The sequence below is a fragment of the Burkholderia orbicola genome (assembly GCF_900100915.1).
In the GTDB taxonomy this organism is placed as follows: Bacteria; Pseudomonadota; Gammaproteobacteria; order Burkholderiales; family Burkholderiaceae; genus Burkholderia; species Burkholderia orbicola.
In genome coordinates this window covers 838,543-854,076 of sequence record NZ_FNKW01000002.1, presented here as the reverse complement: position 1 = coordinate 854,076, position 15,534 = coordinate 838,543, and the positions used below count along the sequence as shown (strand labels likewise).

The following is a 15,534-nucleotide window of genomic DNA, read 5'->3' as shown; positions in this document are numbered from 1 at the left end:
GCATCTCGTCGCGAACGAGCAGGAAACGAACCGGATGACCATCTCGGAAAACGTCGACGATCGGACGCTGCATGAACCGTACATGCTGTCGTTCGAGGCAGGTGTCCGAGCCGCGACGCCGCCGCTCGCATCACGCGGATTCACCGGCTCTCGCGGGATCGTAGAACAGCGCAAAGAGTTCCGACTGCGACCCGACACCGAGCTTTGCGTAGATGTGCTTCTTGTGCGCGCGCACGGTTTCGAACGAGATCGACAGCTTCTCGCCGATCGCCCGCGTGGAGAAGCCGCTCAACGACAGCATCGCCACTTCGATTTCACGCGTCGTCAACGCGCCGCGCCCGTGCTTTCCGGTCAGCATGCCGAAGCGCGTGTGCGGATCGGGCGCTTCATGTTCCCTCCCGCGCGGCGTTTCGTTCACGACGAACGTCTCGAAGCGCAGGCGCTGCTGCATCAACGACAGCACCCACGGCGTGTAAAGCGTCAGCAATGCCATCTCGCGCTCGTCGTACTTGCTCGTCTTGCCGAGCGAGAAACCCAGCGTGTGATCGCGATCGATCACGACGTTGAAATGCACTTCGTCGCCGACGATGTTCTTCTTGAAGTACCGCTGGTAGTACTCGGTCATCCGGAAATTGTCCGGTGCGACGTCGGCGAGCGTGTAGAAGCCCGACGCCTGCGTTTCGAACGCGGCGAGATAGAACGGATCGAGCTGGTAGAGCGCGGCCAGGTAGTCCTGGAACATCAGGTCGATCTTGCCGTCCGGCATCGCCTGTTCGGCGAGCACGAGCGGCGCCGCATCGCGCGCGAAGCGCAGCGCGACCCAGTTGTCGAAGTCGAGATGCCGCTCCAGCACGCGCGTGAGCCGCGCCCAGAAATGCGGGCCATCGAGGGCGTCGATGGCCGAGCCAATCTCCCGATGAAAGGCGAGATCTCGCCATTCGAGGTCCATCGTGTGCTCCGGTGAGGGTAACCCTGGCGGGGAATTTCAGGTCAAAAATAATAACCCGATAATCGGCCTCAATTCGACGGGCGGCGGGCTATGCACCGCTTCGCTCGACGCGCGTCGCATCCACGTGCAACGCATACGACATGCCAATGAAAGGCGATTGGAAGGAGAGGCTTCATGCAGGTAGAACTCGCGCAACTGTCGCTCGTCGACGGGGATGTCGCACACAACACGCGCAAGGTGATCGACACGATCGAACGCGTCGACGTGGCCGGCGGCACGAAACTGATCGTGTTCCCCGAAACGACGCTGTCGGGTTTCCCGACGCGGGAGAACGTCGCCGAGGTCGCCGAGACGCTCGACGGCCCCCGGCTGCTGGCGGTACGCGACGCGGCGCGTCGCACGGGCGTGGCCGTTGCGGTGGGCCTCGCGGAGCGCGATGGAGGACGGTTCTACAACACCACGGTACTCGTCGACGAGCGCGGCGACATCGTCCTGCGCTATCGCAAGACCCATCTGTGGGCGTCGGATGTCGGCGTATTCACGCCCGGCGACCGCTTCGCGACCTGCGTCTGGAACGGCCTGACGGTAGGCCTGCTGATCTGCTACGACATCGAATTCCCCGAGACGGCGCGCGCGGTCGGTGCGCTCGACGCCGATCTGCTGATCGTCACCAACGGCAACATGGACCCGTTCGGGCCCGTGCATCGCCGTGCGATCGCCGCACGTGCGATGGAGAACCAGATGTTCGCGGTGATGGTGAATCGCTGCGGGGCCGGCGACGATGACCTGACGTTCGCGGGCCTGTCCACGCTGGTCGATCCGTTTGGCGACAGCACGATCGAACTCGGCCGGGACGAAGCCGTCGCACCGGCGAACCTCGATCTGACGCGCCTCGAAGCGAGTCGCGAGCATTACAGCTATCTGCACGACGCACGCGTGGCGCTCGGTCTCTCGCCTGTCGAACAAGCTGACGGCGGGCGCGTGCTCACGATCGACGCGTGCCGTCACCGCGCCGGGTAGTCCCGAAGCGCGGTCCATCCAATGCATGGAGCAGGGCGCGAGCCCCCGCACATGCCCCGGTCGTCCCATTGACATGCCGGCCGCCCGACACACAGGCATTCGCATCGCCCCAGAAGGGCCCAGGAGATCACATGCAAGCGTCGTCATCCCATGAACCGGCACGCCTGAAGCGCACGCTCGGCCTGCCGTCCGTGCTGCTGTTCGGCCTCGCCTATATGGCACCGCTGATCGTCTACGGTACCTACGGCGTGCTCGCGAAGGCCAGCGACGATACGGCCGCGCTCGCCTATCTGCTCGCGCTGGTCGCCATCGCATTCACCGCGCTCAGCTACGGCAAGCTCGCGCGGCTCTATCCGGCCGCGGGCTCCGCCTATACGTACACGCGCAGGACGTTCAACCCGCACCTGGGCTTCATGATCGGCTGGGCAACGCTGCTCGATTATTTCTTCCTGCCGATGGTGATCTGGCTGATCGGTGCGGCGTATCTGAACGCGGCTTTTCCGCATGTGCCGACCTGGATCTGGATCGTCGCGTTCATCGTGCTGACGAGCGGGTTGAACATCGTCGGCATCGAACTGGCCGCGCGCTTCAACATCGTACTGATGGTCGTGCAACTGGCGATCGTCGCGATGTTCGTCGTGCTGTGCTGGCACTATGCGTCGGCGGCGGCGAGCCCGGGCGGCATCGCGATGGCGGAGCCGTTCTTCAAGCCGCACGTGCCGTTCGGCGCGACGATGGCCGGCGCCGCGATCGCCGCGTATTCGTATCTCGGCTTCGATGCCGTCTCGACACTGACCGAGGAAACGATCGATCCGAAAAAGAACATGCCGCGCGCGATCCTGCTGATTGCATTGATCGGCGGCGCGATCTTCGTGATCGCGGCGTATACGATGCAGCTCGCGCACCCGGGCGTCGACTTCAAGGATACGGATTCGGCTGCGTTCGAAGTGGCGAAGATGATCGGCGGCGACCTGTTCGTCACCGTGTTCCTCGCGGGCCTGATCCTCGCGCAGTTCGCGTCGGGCATCTCCGCGCAGGCAAGCGTCGGGCGGCTGCTCTATGCGATGGGCCGCGATGAAATCCTGCCGAAGCGCATCTTCGGGTTCATTCATCCGCGCTTCAAGACGCCCGCGATCAACATCGCGCTGGCTGGCGTCGTCGGGTTGATCGCGCTGAAGCTGGATGTCGCCACGTCGACGTCGTTCATCAACTTCGGCGCGTTCCTTGCCTTTACCGCCGTCAATCTGTGTGTGATTCGCCTGTACCTTTCCGGCAATCACGGCGAACGCCGGATCGGCGTGTTCGGCGGGCTCGTCTTTCCCGCGATCGGTGCGGTGTCCGATATCTGGCTGCTCGTGAGCCTCGAGAAGACGGCGCTCGTGCTCGGCGTCGTGTGGTTCGCGCTCGGGCTCGTGTATCTGTGCTGGATCACGCGGCTGTTTCGCCAGGCCCCGCCGGAAGTGGCGATTTGAACGGCGCGGGCAGCGCGCAGCGCATCAGCCGACAGGCCCGGTCATTCTGCCGACTCGGGCGATGACGAGAAGCACGCGCGTTGCTCGGCCCATTTCAGCATGGCGTCCAGTGCGGGGCACAACGCCTGCCCCCAATCAGTGAGTCGGTACTCCACCTTTGGCGGCACCTGCGGATAAAGCTTTCGCGAAACGATTCCGTCGGCTTCCAGCTGCCTCAGTTGCTGCGCGAGCATCTTCTGGGAAATGCCTGGAATCAATCGTTCGAAATCCGAATATCGCTGCACTTTTCCGTCGAAGAGATGGAACAGGATGATCAATTTCCAGCGCCCTTCGAGCAGCTGAATCGCCTGTTCTACCCCCAGCGCAGCCGTCGCCGGCGTGTATTCCTTTCCCATGGCTCAGTCACTTACTTTTTAGTGCGTTCTTGTGGAATGGTTAGTCTATGACGAGAATGTCCGTCATGAAAGCCCATAGCGAGAACGCAGACATGACGCTGTTACTGCCAGACCCGATTCACGCCTATTTCGAATTCAGCAACGGCGCGGATACGCGTCGGGCCGCGCACTGCTTCACGCCGGATGCGGTCGTCGTCGACGAGGGCCGGACGCACCGGGGGCACGACGCGATCGAGTCGTGGAAACGCACGTCGCGCGAGAAATTCGAGTTTGCGGTCGAGCCTGTCGCCGTCTCCCGGGATGGTGATCGCGTGACGGTCAGGGCCAGGGTCGACGGCAACTTCCCGGCAAGCCCGGTGCAACTCGATCACGTGTTTGATCTGGCCGGCGACAAGATCCGGTCTCTGGAGATCCACTGATGGCCACGACGCTGGAATTGCGGGGCAAGCGCGTCCTGGTGACGGGCGGGACGATGGGTGTAGGAAAGGCCGTCGTCGGCTTGTTCCGCGAACTCGGCGCGAAGGTACTCACCACCGCGCGCACGCCACCGGCCGATACGCCCGCCGACATCTTCGTCGCGGCGGACCTGGCAACCGTCGAGGGCTGCGAAGCAGTGGCCGAGGCAGTGGTGACCAACTTTGGCGGCGTCGACGTGATCGTCCACGTCGTGGGCGGTTCACGATCGCCTGCCGGAGGTTTCGCTGCATTGAGCGAAGATGCTTGGCAGGACGAACTGAACCTGAATCTCCTGCCCGCGGTTCGACTGGACCGCGCATTGTTGCCGGGCATGCTGGCACAACGCGCAGGGGTCGTCATTCACGTCACGTCGATCCAGCACGCGCTTCCGTTGCCGGAATCGACCACCGCCTACGCGGCAGCGAAAGCGGCGCTTTCCACCTATAGCAAGAGCCTGTCGAAAGAAGTCTCGCCCAAGGGCATTCGCGTGATCCGTGTTGCGCCCGGGTGGATCGAAACCGAAGCGGCCGTCGCTTTCGCGGAACGGCTCGCCGCACAGGCGGGAACCGACTATGAAGGCGGCAAGCAGATCATCATGGATTCGCTTGGCGGCATTCCGTTGGGACGGCCGTCGACGCCCGGCGAAGTGGCGAATCTCATCGCCTTCCTGGCGTCCCCGCGTGCCGCGTCGATCACCGGCGTCGAGTATGTGATCGATGGCGGCACGATTCCGACTGCGTGAGCATGCGAGTGGCCATCGCCAACGCTGGATGCAGCGCACGATCGACAAGCGACCCGTCACGCGATGCGAGTGGCTGACGGCGGCCCGCCGATGCAGGCGTATCACGACCACGAATGGGGCGTCCCGGCACGCGACGAATTGGGCCTGGTGGTCGGCAATCGCGTCATGGCCGACGATTCGCCTCACGTGTCCGGCGCAGAAACGGTGGTGCGGCACGTTACGACTCCGATCACCGGAACTTGATCGGGAAAAGCACCAGAAGCTTGCGGATTTTGTTCCGGTTATAGTGGAATGACTGAAGGTAGACGCGGCGCTTTTTGCCGATACCGTTCAGGTCATGACTGTAGACGGGTGCTGTATGAAAAACAAAATCGACAAGACCGCCGGACCGATCTGGGGCGTGGCAGCAGGATTGCTTCTTGCTGGGGCAGGATTGAGTCTGGGTATTTTCCCCGCGGCGTTGCGCAGCGCGGGCAGCGCAAACGACTTCATGGCGTCGGGCGTCGCGATGCTGGGCATCTTCCTCGTCGTCTATTCGACGCACGAACTGCGAAGAAAACGCTCGCACTGAGCGTTCGCGCGCCACTGATTCACGACGATCGACGCGGCCCGACGGACGGCTCGGGCGTGCGCTACGTCTTGCGGATTTCGTGGTCGTAGACGAGTTCGACGATTCGCTTCGTCGGAATACTCGCGCGCAGGCGGTCGACACCGTCGATCGGAAACCACTTGCATTTCGCGATCTCGTTGCTCGCTTGCGGCGTCTGGTCCGGCCCGACTTCCGCGAAGAATACGTGGTGGATCTTCGCGAGCCCGGTGAACTGCATCGAGTACACCAGATCCTGGCCGGTCATGCCGGTTTCTTCGCACAATTCGCGATGCGCGGCTTCGAGCGGGGTTTCCCCACGCTTGATCGTGCCGCCCGGAAGGGCCCAGCGTGATGCCGCACGCGTGACGAGCAACACGCGCTCATCGCGATAGCAGACGACGGTCGCGCGTTCCTTGATCGGGACGGCACTCGTTTCGGGGGCGTGGTCGGGCGTGAGGATCAGGGGCATGCCGTGATTCTAACCAGCCCAAATCGATCGGCCAAGGCGGCCTGACCGGGTTTGACCATCAGCGCCCGGCCGGAGCGCTCCCGCGATGGCAACGGCCATGCCGCGCCGGCACCCGGAGGCCGGTGCCGGCCGGCGCGCGCACGGTGCGGCCCATCCCGCGCACCGCGCCGGCGCGCGGTTCCTTCGATTACTTCTTTTCCGGCAGGAACCAGTTCATCACGAGCGCACAGATGCCGCCCGTCGCCACGCCCGATTCCAGCACGTTCTTCAGTGCATGCGGCAGGCTGTTCAGGATGTCCGGCACCTGCGACACGCCGAGGCCGAGCGCCAGCGACACCGCGATGATCAGCAGCGCGCGACGGTCGAGATGGACGCCCGCGAGAATGTTGATGCCCGACGCGGCCACCGCACCGAACATCACCATCGCCGCACCGCCGAGCACGGGCTCCGGCACGGCCTGCAGCACGCCGGCGACGACCGGGAACAGGCCGAGCACCACCAGCATGCCCGCGATCCAGATGCCGACGTGACGGCTCGCGACGCCGGTAATCTGGATCACACCGTTGTTCTGCGCGAATACCGAGCTCGGGAACGTGTTGAACACGCCGGCCAGCAGCGAGTTCGCGCCGTTGACGAGCACGCCGCCCTTGATGCGCTGCATCCACACCGGCCCTTCGACCGGCTCGTTCGAGATCTTGCTCGTGGCGGTCACGTCGCCGATCGCTTCGAGCGATGTGACGAGGTAGATGATCAGCATCGGCACGAACAGCGCCCACGAGAAGCCGATGCCGAAGTGCAGCGGCGTCGGCACCTGGAACAGCGCGGCCTGGTGCATGCCGGTGAAATCGAGGCGGCCGAGGAACGCGGCCGCGAGATAGCCGATCGCGAGCGCGATGACGAGCGCGGTGCTGCGCACCCAAACGACCGGCACGCGGTTCAGCAGGATGATCGTGCCGAGCACGAGGCCCGACAGTGTCAGGTTCTCCGCGCTCGCGAACGTGCCCTTGGCCATCGCGCCGTAGCCGCCGCCCATGCTGATGAGGCCGACCTTGATCAGCGTGAGGCCGATCAGCAGCACGACGATGCCGGTGACGAGCGGGGTGATCAGGCGCTTCACGAACGGCAGGATGCGCGACACGCCCATCTCCACGAACGACCCGGCGATCACGACGCCGAAGATCGCGGCCATCACGGTTTCGACCGGCGTGCCTTGCTTGACCATCAGGCTGCCGCCGGCGATCAGCGGGCCGACGAAGTTGAAGCTGGTGCCCTGGACGATCAGCAGGCCGGCGCCCAGCGGGCCGAAGCGCTTGCACTGCACGAAGGTGGCGATGCCGGAAATCACCAGCGACATCGACACGATCAGGGTCGTATCGCGGCTGGACACGCCGAGCGCCTGGCAGATCAGCAGGCCGGGCGTGACGATCGGCACGATGATCGCCAGCAGGTGCTGGAGGGCGGCGACGAACGCGACCATCGGCGCCGGCCGGTCGTTCGGGCCGTAGACGAGGTCACGGGCCGCTTCTGCGGCGTCGGCGCCATGGGAGGCGGAGGGGGCGGAGGAGGCGGGTTGCATGGCGAGCGGGCCGGACAAGGTGGAAAGTGCGGCATTTTAGCCGAAGGGGCCGCCGGCGCTGCCCGGTTGGGCCGCGATAGGGGATTCGGCGGCGCGCGGAAAAGGCGTCCGATCGGCGCCCGGCGATCAGCGCGTCGACCGAGTGGCGATCGCGGTCCTGTCGGGCAACCGCTTCACGAATGGCGGATGCTGCCTATCGACGGCGGCGGCCGGCTGGTCTGAGCCGCGCGACGTCAACCAGCAGTCAGCCGGCGGCGCGTGTTTACTTGCCGCGCGCCGCTGCGCGTGGCGGCCGGGCATCCGGATACGCGCGCTGGCACACGGCGATGACCGTATCGCGCAGGCGCCGATGCACGGGGTCGCCGTGCATGCGCGGATGCCACAGCGCGGACACGAGGATCGCCGGCAGGCGGACCGGGATCTCGAAACTGCGCAGCCCGAGGGCTTCGGTGAGCCCCTGCGAGCACGCGTTGCCGAGGCTCGAGCGCGGCACCAGCGCGATCAGGTCGGTGCTGGCCGCGACACGCATTGCGTCCGGGTAGCCTGGCACGACGACGTGCACGGCGGGGCCGTCGCCCGCGTTGACGGTCGAATCGTCGGTCAGCCCGCCGAAATCGCCGAGCTGGACCGCCATGACGTGGCGGCAGGCTGCATAGCGCGCGGGCGTGATCCGCGCCGATGCGAACAGCGGATGCCCGGCGCGCGCCACTGCGACGTGCCAGTCGTGAAAGAGCATGCGCGTGTGCAGCTCGGGCGCGTCGTCGCCGCGCTTGCCGATTTCGAGGTCGACCGTGCCGTCGCGCAGCGCTTGCGGATCGCGGTCGAGCTTCGGGACGAAGCGGATACGCACGCGCGGCGCGACGTCGCCGAGTGCGGCCACCACCGGGCCGGACAGCATTTCCATGAACGACGCGGCTGCCCGGATCGTGAACGTGGCCGTGAGCGTCGCGAGGTCGACGTCGGCCGTCGCCGGCCGGAGCACGGCGCGGGCGTCGCTCGCGACGGCATGCACGCGGTCGCGCAACGCGGCTGCATGCGGCGTCGGCACGAGCTTGCGTCCGGCGCGCACGAGCAGTTGGTCGCCGGTGGCAGTGCGCAGCCGCGTGAGCGTGCGGCTCATCGCGGACGTGCTCAGACCCAGCCGGCGCGCGGCGCCGGTCACGCTGGCTTCCGACAGCAGCGCGTCGAGCGCGGTGACGAGGTTCAGATCGATGTCTTCCATGCGGACAGGATACGCCACTGCGGGATGTGACATGGCGTTCGATGCAACGATGGATTGCATCCGGTGCGTCTGGCGCCTGTCGTGGTGCCCGCCTATAGTGGGCGCATCACGAAACACGGCAAAGGCGAAAAACCATGCAATCGACTGAATTGAATCGACGAAACGCCCCCGCGATCCTCCTCGTCGCGGCGTCGCGCGGCCTCGGGATGGCGATGGCGGAGGCATTCCTGAACAAGGGCTGGCACGTGACGGGCACGGTGCGCGAAGGATCGGGACGCACGAAGCTGCACGACCTGGCCGACCGGTTCGACGGCCGGCTCGAGATCGGCACGCTCGACATCTGCGAGCCCGCGCAACTGGCCGCGCTGCGCGCGCGCCTGTCGGGCCGGCGCTTCGACATGTTGTTCGTGAATGCCGGCACGACCAACGATCCGAATGAAACGATCGGCGAAGTGACGACCGACGAATTCGTGCGCGTGATGATCACGAATGCGCTGGCGCCGATGCGCGTGATCGAGACGCTGCAGGATCTCGTGACCGACGACGGGCTGATCGGCGCAATGTCGTCGGGGCAGGGCAGCGTCGCGAACAACGTGACCGGAATGCGCGAGGTGTATCGCGGCAGCAAGGCCGCGCTGAACCAGTTCATGCGCAGCTTCGCGGCACGTCAGGCCGATACGCGCCGTGCGCTGGCGCTGATGGCGCCCGGCTGGGTCCGCACCGAACTCGGCGGACCCGATGCACGCCTGACCATCGAGGAGAGCGTGCCGAGCCTCGTCGACGTGCTGCTGGCGAAGCGGGCGCGGCCCGGGCTCGAATACCTCGACTATCTGGGGCGCACGGTGCCCTGGTAAGCAGCGTGGTGGCGCAAGCGCGCGGCGGCCGGCCGGGCTCCGGCTCGCCGCGAGCGTGCCGTGAGGGACTGGGTTCGAGGTTTTCGCGGCCGGTCGCGGCACTGCGAAGGCCGTGCCGATTCAATACAATGCGACGACGCGTCAGTGATACGGTGCCGCCTCATCGCGTTTGAATCCATCCGGTTCATCGCGGATGGGGTGCGCTCCCGTCATGACGGGCTTGTGTCGAACCTGGAGCGCAGCATGAACGAACCCTACCTGCAGGTCATCGCGCATTACTTCGCGAAGCCCGGCAACGGCGACCGCGTGATCGAACTGCTCGCGGAACTCGCGCCGGCCACGCGGGCCGAGCCGAAGAATCTCGACTACGCGTATTTCCGGTCGCCGGAGCACCCCGACCACATCGTGATTCTCGAACGCTATCGCGATGCCGGTGGCCTCGACGCGCATCGGGAAACGCCGCATTTCCAGCGGATCGGAATCGGGGCGATCATGCCGTTGCTCGATCGCCGCGACGTGTCGCGCTACATGGTGCAGCCGGACACCGGCACGGCGACGCCACCGGGAGGCACCCGATGAACCCGTTTCAATTCCGTACCGTTCCGACCCAGATCGTCGAATTCGGCGCCGCGCGCCGGCTCGGCGCGCTGTTGCGCGAACGCTTTCCGGCGCTCGTGCGGCTGTGCGTCGTCACCGATGCGTTCCTGCATCGCAGCGGCGTGCTCGCGCCCGCGCTGGAGAGCCTTGCCGCGCACGGCTGGCAGGCCACCGTGATCGACGACGTGATCGCCGATCCGCCCGAGCACGTGGTGCTCGACGCCACCGCGCGGGCCGTCGCGGCCGATGCCGAGATCGTGCTCGGGCTCGGCGGCGGCTCGTCGATGGACGTCGCGAAGCTGATCGCGGTGCTCGCGCCGGGGCAGCAGGCGCTGGCCGACATGTACGGCGTCGACAAGGTCGCGAGCGCGCGGCTGCCGCTCGTGCAGATGCCGACCACGGCCGGCACGGGCTCCGAGGTCACGGCCGTGTCGATCGTCACGGTCGGCGAGGCGCGCAAGATGGGGGTCGTGTCGCCGCATCTGTTCGCGGACGTCGCGATCCTCGACGCGGAACTCACGCTCGGCCTGCCGCGCGCGGCGACGGCCGCCACCGGCATCGACGCGATGGTGCATGCGATCGAGGCGTACACGTCCGCGCGGCTGAAGAATCCGGTGTCCGACATGCTGGCCACGCACGCGCTGACGCTGCTGTCGCGCAACCTGCTGCCCGCCTGCGACGACGGCCGGAACCGGCACGCGCGCGAAGCGATGCTGGTCGGCGCGATGTTCGCGGGGCAGGCGTTCGCGAATGCGCCGGTCGCGGCCGTGCACGCGCTGGCCTATCCGGTCGGCGGGATCTTCCACGTGCCGCACGGGTTGTCGAATGCGCTGGTGCTGCCGCACGTGCTGCGCTTCAATGCGCAGGCCGCCGCGCCGCTGTATGCGGAACTGGCGGCCATCGTCGCGCCGTCGGCCACGGGCAGCGACGAAGCGAAAACGCATGCGCTGATCGCGGAGATCGACCGGCTGATCGTCGCGACGGGCATTCCGCGCACGCTGCGCGAGGTGGGTATCGGCGAGGCCGACCTGCCGAGGATGGCGTCGGACGCGATGCTGCAGACGCGCCTGCTCGTGAACAATCCGCGCGAGGTGACCGAGGCCGACGCGCTGGAGATTTACCGGCAGGCGTGGTGACGCGGCGGGCGGGCGTGGCGCGTCGCCCGGCACGATTCAAGACGTGCGCACGGCCTGCCGAGCGGGCCGTGCCGCGACCCACGCGCATGCCAGCGCGACGGCCACCAGCACGCAGCCGGCCCACGGTGTAACGAGCAGCGCATCGCGCCCGACGAGCACGCCGCCGAGCGCCGATCCGAGCGCGACGCCCGCATGCATCGCCGATACGTTGAGGCCGACGCTCGCATCGGCCAGCGTCGGCCCGGTGTGAAGCAGATAGTTCTGCACGATCGGCGAGATCGACCAGCTGATGCCGCCCCACAGCATCATCGCGGGCACGAATACGAGCGGCGACGCACCGGCCGCCGGCAGCGCGGCCATCGCGACGAGAAACACGGCAGGGCATGCGCACAGCGCGCGCGCTGCGCCGAGCCGATCCGAGCAGAACCCGCCGAGCCACGCACCGGTCACGCCGGCCATCCCGAACGCAACGTACAAGCCTTCGAGCCCCGCCGCGCCGGGCGACAGCACGGCCTGCAGATACGGCGTGAGATACGCGAACAGCGTGAAATGGCCGCCGATCATTGCGATCGACACGCATTGCGCGGCGAGCAATCGCGGTTGCGACAGCACGGCGCGATACGACGGCATGCCGGGCGTGCCGGCCGCGGCAGGCGTCATGCGCGGCAGCCCACGCGCGAGCCAGATCCCGAGCGGCAGCGCGGGCACCGCGATCGACATGAACACCGCGCGCCAGCCGGCCCATTCGGCGATGCGCATCCCGATCGGCACGCCGAGCACGAGCGATGCGCTGATCCCCATGAAGACGATGCCGATCGCACGGCCGCGTTTCGGCACCGGCGCGAGTTCCGCCGCGAACCGCGTCGCGACGAGGATCAGCGTCGCGCAGCTCGCGGCCATCAGCACGCGCGCGGCGAACAGGCTCGCATAGCCGGGGCTCGCGGCGGCGCACAGGTTGGCGGCCGCGAACGCGCCGAGCGCCGCGAGCAGCGCGGTGCGCCGTTCGACCCGTGCGACGAACGAGGCCGCCACCAGCGCGGCGAGCGCGAACACGGCGGAGAAGATCGTGGTGAGCTGTCCGGCAGCGGCGATCGAGACGTGAAGGCCGGCGGAGATCGCCGGCAGGATGCCGACGCAGATGTTTTCGGCAACGCCGGCCAGGAACACGGCGGCGGCCAGCAGATACACGCGAACGTCCAACGCAAACCCCTCCTGTACGCGCGATGCGACGGCGCCGGGCAGGGGCGCGGCCGCATCGGATCGAATCGACGGATGGGTTTCGACGCGAGGCTTCGGTTATCCCGGAAAGGAGGACGGTACCGCACGGTCGGAACGCGCGCAAGTGCCGGCGCGCGGTCGTGGCGGCGTCGGGCGGCGGACGCGAAGAACAGGACGGTGGGCGGCACGCCGCCGCCCACCGCGCTTACATGCGCGCCGCGTCGGCGCCGGCCGCGACCACGTAGGCCGACGCCTGCTTCGTGCCGTCCGGCTTCGTCTGCAGGTACACGCCCTGGATTTCCGGCTCGAAGCCCGGCAGCGCGTTGATCCCGGCCTCGAGCGCGCGGAAGTAGTCGAGCGCCGGGCCGCCCCACGCTTCGCCCGGCACCACGCAGAAGATGCCGGGCGGATAGGGCAGCGCGCCTTCGGTCGCGATCCGGCCTTCGATGCGCTCGAGCGTGACGAGCTCGACGTTGTTGCGGATCAGCTCGGCATTCGCGGCCTGCGGCAGCATCGCCTGCTTCGGGAACTGCGCGCGCCGGAACATCTGTTTCTGCAGGTGCTTCATGTCGTGGCTGCGGTAGAAGTCGTGCATGCGCTGGCACAGCTGCCGCAGGCGCATCGTGCCGTACAGCTCCGGATACGCTTCGCACAGCGACGGAATCGCTTCGCGCAGCGGTGTGTCCTGGTCGAGATGGCGTTCGAACTGCGCGAGGTGCGCAACCAGATGCTGCAGCTTGCCGAAACTCTCCGATGGCGTGAGCAGGAACAGGATCGTGTACAGGTCGGCCTTCTCGGGCACGACGCCGTGCTCGCGCAGGTAGCGCGCGAGGATCGGCGCCGGTGCGCCGAACGCCGCGTATTCGTGCGTGTCGCGATCGATACCGGGCGTGGTCAGCAGCAGCTTGCACGGATCGACGAAATACTGGTCGTCCGCATAGCCTTCGAAGCCGTGCCACGTGTCGGCCGGATGGAAGCGGAAGAAACGCAGGTCGTCGACGATCTGCTCGGTCGGATAGTCGGCCCACGGGCGGCCATCGATCTCTTGCGGGACGAACGGACGGATCTGCCGGCAGGTTTTCAGCAGCAGCTTGCGCGCGTCGACGCCGTGTGCGACGCAGTCGCGCCACAGGCGCTTGCCGGCCGGGCCCGCATGCATCTGCGCGTTGACGTCGAGCGCCGCGAACATCGGGTAGAACGGGCTCGTCGACGCGTGGATCATGTACGCGTTGTTGAAGCGCCGGTGATCGCAGAAGCGCTTCTGGCCTTCGATGTGGCGGTCCTTCTTGTGGATCTGCGACGTCTGCGAGAAGCCGGCCTGTTGCTTGTGCACCGACTGCGTGACGAAGATGCCGGGATCGTCGGGGCCGAGCGTGAGCATCAGCGGCGAGCAGTCCTGCATCATCGGAATGAACTGCTCGTAGCCGACCCACGCCGAATCGAACAGGATGTAGTCGCACAGATGCCCGATCCGGTCGACGATTTCGCGTGCGTTGTAGATCGTGCCGTCGTAGGTGCCGAGCTGGATCACCGCGAGCCGGAACGGGCGGGGCAGGTCGGCGCGCTCGGGCGCGACGTCGCGAATCGCGTCGCGAATGCGCGCTTCGCCGAGCGCCGCGCTGTCGACGCCGCCGATGAGGCCCCACGCGTTGCGCGCGGTCTCGAGGTAGACCGGCCGCGCACCGGACAGCACGAGCGCGCCGAGGTGCACGGACTTGTGGTTGTTGCGGTCGAACAGCACGAGATCGTCGGGCGCGAGCAGCGCGCTCGTGACGACCTTGTTCGACGTCGACGTGCCGTTCAGCACGAACCAGGTCTTGTCCGCGTTGTAGATCCGTGCGGCGTTGCGCTGCGCTTCCAGCGCGGGCCCTTCGTGGATCAGCAGGTCGCCGAGCCGGACGTCCGCGTTGCAGAGGTCCGCGCGAAACAGCGTCTCGCCGAAGAAGTCGAAGAACATCCGGCCGAGCGGATGGTTCGAGAAGAACTGGCCGCCCTGATGGCCCGGGCAGTCGAATTCGACGTAGCCGCGCTGCACGTAGTCGCGCATGACCTTGAAGAACGGCGGCAGCAGGTTCTCGCTGTAGATGTCGGCGGCGGCGGAGATCTGCCGGCCGTAGTAATGGCGGCCGCCGTGCCGGAGCTGGATCACGCCGCTCGCGCGCGGCAGGACCGACGGCGGCACCTCCTGGTCGGGCTCGACCGCGACGAAGAACGGAATCGCGAAACCGGTTCTCTCGACGGTTTTCAGCACCTTTTCCGCGGCATCGATGCCGACGACGATGGCCGCGATATTCGTGAAATCGGTCTGAAATACGTCGACCTGTTCATGCGTGGTGAGAAAGGCGCCGATCAGCGCCGGCTCGACTGCGATTTTCAACAGGCTCACGCGAACTCTCCGGTAAATGACCTGAAACGGGAGCCGCATTCGCGCCGGGACGCAATCGTGAACCGATATGCGCTACAGCCGATTGAAAACGGTCCCGCGAATGCCGAATGCCGATTGCGCATTGCACCAGAAAGCCTTGCGCGGCGCGGCACGACCGCGATCGGGCAAGGCCCGGCGCAGCCGATCGTAGCAACAAAAGCACGCGGATTCAATCGATCGGAACCGGCAATGCCATGGCGGCATGAGCATGATCAAGTCATCGGGAATTGGCGTGTTGCGGCGCACATAAAAATGATCCAATGATGAAAATCCGATTCGAAAGGGCCGATTGTTTCGCCGAATCGTCGGCTTTTCATCGAAAGGCATCCATGGCATAGTCGGCTCCGAACTGGATGGCGAATCAAGCCGGAATTGCGCGCGTCTCATGCCGCTGCCCGTGACTGCTTCCCGCGT

Annotated in this window: 16 protein-coding genes; 8 read left to right on the top strand and 8 right to left on the bottom strand. The window is 66.5% G+C overall.

Annotation, left to right across the window (positions count from 1 at the left end):
- Positions 1 to 130: 130 nt before the first annotated feature.
- Positions 131 to 949: a response regulator transcription factor gene (locus tag BLS50_RS20705; RefSeq protein WP_069230910.1), complete on the bottom strand. Its 819-nt coding sequence runs from the start codon at positions 947 to 949 to the stop codon at positions 131 to 133.
- Positions 950 to 1,123: 174 nt separating this feature from the next.
- Here BLS50_RS20705 and BLS50_RS20700 point away from each other — a divergent pair, with 174 nt between their 5' ends.
- Both BLS50_RS20700 and BLS50_RS20695 read left to right on the top strand, forming a co-directional pair.
- On the top strand, positions 1,124 to 1,969 hold the full coding sequence (locus BLS50_RS20700; protein WP_069230911.1) for a carbon-nitrogen hydrolase family protein: 846 nt from the start codon (positions 1,124 to 1,126) through the stop codon (positions 1,967 to 1,969).
- A 131-nt stretch (positions 1,970 to 2,100) separates the two neighbouring features.
- Positions 2,101 to 3,441, top strand: coding sequence for an APC family permease (locus BLS50_RS20695; RefSeq protein ID WP_069230912.1), 1,341 nt, complete (start codon positions 2,101 to 2,103; stop codon positions 3,439 to 3,441).
- A 41-nt stretch (positions 3,442 to 3,482) separates the two neighbouring features.
- Here BLS50_RS20695 and BLS50_RS20690 read toward each other — a convergent pair whose 3' ends face one another.
- Positions 3,483 to 3,836 (bottom strand): winged helix-turn-helix transcriptional regulator, encoded by a 354-nt coding sequence (locus tag BLS50_RS20690; protein ID WP_074803808.1) that lies wholly within the window; start codon positions 3,834 to 3,836, stop codon positions 3,483 to 3,485.
- A 65-nt stretch (positions 3,837 to 3,901) separates the two neighbouring features.
- Here BLS50_RS20690 and BLS50_RS20685 point away from each other — a divergent pair, with 65 nt between their 5' ends.
- From BLS50_RS20685 to BLS50_RS20670, 3 genes are all read left to right on the top strand, one after another.
- Positions 3,902 to 4,255: a nuclear transport factor 2 family protein gene (locus BLS50_RS20685; RefSeq protein WP_256334104.1), complete on the top strand. Its 354-nt coding sequence runs from the start codon at positions 3,902 to 3,904 to the stop codon at positions 4,253 to 4,255.
- Entirely contained in the window at positions 4,255 to 5,034 is a 780-nt protein-coding gene (locus BLS50_RS20680) for an SDR family oxidoreductase (RefSeq protein ID WP_074803806.1), read from the top strand. Before BLS50_RS20685 ends, BLS50_RS20680 begins: the two co-directional genes overlap by 1 nt.
- Before the next feature lie 358 nt (positions 5,035 to 5,392).
- A complete protein-coding gene (locus BLS50_RS20670; protein ID WP_012338455.1) occupies positions 5,393 to 5,605 on the top strand; it encodes a hypothetical protein in 213 nt (70 codons plus the stop codon).
- Positions 5,606 to 5,666: 61 nt separating this feature from the next.
- Here the strand turns inward: BLS50_RS20670 and BLS50_RS20665 are convergent, their stop codons facing one another.
- The 3 genes from BLS50_RS20665 to BLS50_RS20655 form a co-directional block, all read right to left on the bottom strand.
- Positions 5,667 to 6,092 (bottom strand): NUDIX hydrolase, encoded by a 426-nt coding sequence (locus BLS50_RS20665; protein ID WP_011548059.1) that lies wholly within the window; start codon positions 6,090 to 6,092, stop codon positions 5,667 to 5,669.
- Between the two features lie 187 nt (positions 6,093 to 6,279).
- Entirely contained in the window at positions 6,280 to 7,668 is a 1,389-nt protein-coding gene (locus BLS50_RS20660) for a nucleobase:cation symporter-2 family protein (RefSeq protein WP_074803804.1), read from the bottom strand.
- A 262-nt stretch (positions 7,669 to 7,930) separates the two neighbouring features.
- Positions 7,931 to 8,890 (bottom strand): LysR family transcriptional regulator, encoded by a 960-nt coding sequence (locus tag BLS50_RS20655; RefSeq protein WP_074803802.1) that lies wholly within the window; start codon positions 8,888 to 8,890, stop codon positions 7,931 to 7,933.
- A gap of 134 nt (positions 8,891 to 9,024) precedes the next feature.
- On the opposite strand from BLS50_RS20655, the gene BLS50_RS20650 reads away from it, so the two are divergent.
- The 3 genes from BLS50_RS20650 (at position 9,025) to BLS50_RS20640 (ending at position 11,477) form a co-directional block, all read left to right on the top strand.
- Positions 9,025 to 9,744 carry an SDR family oxidoreductase gene (locus BLS50_RS20650; RefSeq protein WP_074803801.1) on the top strand — a complete coding sequence of 240 codons (720 nt, stop codon included), beginning with the start codon at positions 9,025 to 9,027 and terminating at the stop codon, positions 9,742 to 9,744.
- A 243-nt stretch (positions 9,745 to 9,987) separates the two neighbouring features.
- Positions 9,988 to 10,323, top strand: coding sequence for a putative quinol monooxygenase (locus BLS50_RS20645; protein WP_074806561.1), 336 nt, complete (start codon positions 9,988 to 9,990; stop codon positions 10,321 to 10,323).
- Positions 10,320 to 11,477 (top strand): iron-containing alcohol dehydrogenase, encoded by a 1,158-nt coding sequence (locus tag BLS50_RS20640; protein ID WP_074803799.1) that lies wholly within the window; start codon positions 10,320 to 10,322, stop codon positions 11,475 to 11,477. Before BLS50_RS20645 ends, BLS50_RS20640 begins: the two co-directional genes overlap by 4 nt.
- A 36-nt stretch (positions 11,478 to 11,513) precedes the next feature.
- Here the strand turns inward: BLS50_RS20640 and BLS50_RS20635 are convergent, their stop codons facing one another.
- From BLS50_RS20635 to BLS50_RS35995, 3 genes are all read right to left on the bottom strand, one after another.
- Positions 11,514 to 12,677, bottom strand: coding sequence for an MFS transporter (locus tag BLS50_RS20635; RefSeq protein ID WP_074803797.1), 1,164 nt, complete (start codon positions 12,675 to 12,677; stop codon positions 11,514 to 11,516).
- A 223-nt stretch (positions 12,678 to 12,900) separates the two neighbouring features.
- Positions 12,901 to 15,081, bottom strand: coding sequence for an ornithine decarboxylase (locus tag BLS50_RS20630; RefSeq protein WP_176934271.1), 2,181 nt, complete (start codon positions 15,079 to 15,081; stop codon positions 12,901 to 12,903).
- A gap of 72 nt (positions 15,082 to 15,153) precedes the next feature.
- Positions 15,154 to 15,447 carry a hypothetical protein gene (locus BLS50_RS35995; protein ID WP_176934269.1) on the bottom strand — a complete coding sequence of 98 codons (294 nt, stop codon included), beginning with the start codon at positions 15,445 to 15,447 and terminating at the stop codon, positions 15,154 to 15,156.
- Positions 15,448 to 15,534: the final 87 nt, after the last annotated feature.

Bases quoted from the DNA above. Each gene is read 5' to 3' on its own strand.
- BLS50_RS20665 (WP_011548059.1), bottom strand. From the start codon at position 6,092: ATGCCCCTGATCCTCACGCCCGACCACGCCCCCGAAACGAGTGCCGTC.
- BLS50_RS20695 (WP_069230912.1), top strand. From the start codon at position 2,101: ATGCAAGCGTCGTCATCCCATGAACCGGCACGCCTGAAGCGCACGCTC.
- BLS50_RS20680 (WP_074803806.1), top strand. From the start codon at position 4,255: ATGGCCACGACGCTGGAATTGCGGGGCAAGCGCGTCCTGGTGACGGGC.
- BLS50_RS20700 (WP_069230911.1), top strand. From the start codon at position 1,124: ATGCAGGTAGAACTCGCGCAACTGTCGCTCGTCGACGGGGATGTCGCA.
- BLS50_RS20650 (WP_074803801.1), top strand. From the start codon at position 9,025: ATGCAATCGACTGAATTGAATCGACGAAACGCCCCCGCGATCCTCCTC.
- BLS50_RS20655 (WP_074803802.1), bottom strand. From the start codon at position 8,890: ATGGAAGACATCGATCTGAACCTCGTCACCGCGCTCGACGCGCTGCTG.
- BLS50_RS20685 (WP_256334104.1), top strand. From the start codon at position 3,902: ATGAAAGCCCATAGCGAGAACGCAGACATGACGCTGTTACTGCCAGAC.
- BLS50_RS20690 (WP_074803808.1), bottom strand. From the start codon at position 3,836: ATGGGAAAGGAATACACGCCGGCGACGGCTGCGCTGGGGGTAGAACAG.
- BLS50_RS35995 (WP_176934269.1), bottom strand. From the start codon at position 15,447: ATGCCTTTCGATGAAAAGCCGACGATTCGGCGAAACAATCGGCCCTTT.
- BLS50_RS20705 (WP_069230910.1), bottom strand. From the start codon at position 949: ATGGACCTCGAATGGCGAGATCTCGCCTTTCATCGGGAGATTGGCTCG.
- BLS50_RS20645 (WP_074806561.1), top strand. From the start codon at position 9,988: ATGAACGAACCCTACCTGCAGGTCATCGCGCATTACTTCGCGAAGCCC.
- BLS50_RS20670 (WP_012338455.1), top strand. From the start codon at position 5,393: ATGAAAAACAAAATCGACAAGACCGCCGGACCGATCTGGGGCGTGGCA.
- BLS50_RS20660 (WP_074803804.1), bottom strand. From the start codon at position 7,668: ATGCAACCCGCCTCCTCCGCCCCCTCCGCCTCCCATGGCGCCGACGCC.
- BLS50_RS20640 (WP_074803799.1), top strand. From the start codon at position 10,320: ATGAACCCGTTTCAATTCCGTACCGTTCCGACCCAGATCGTCGAATTC.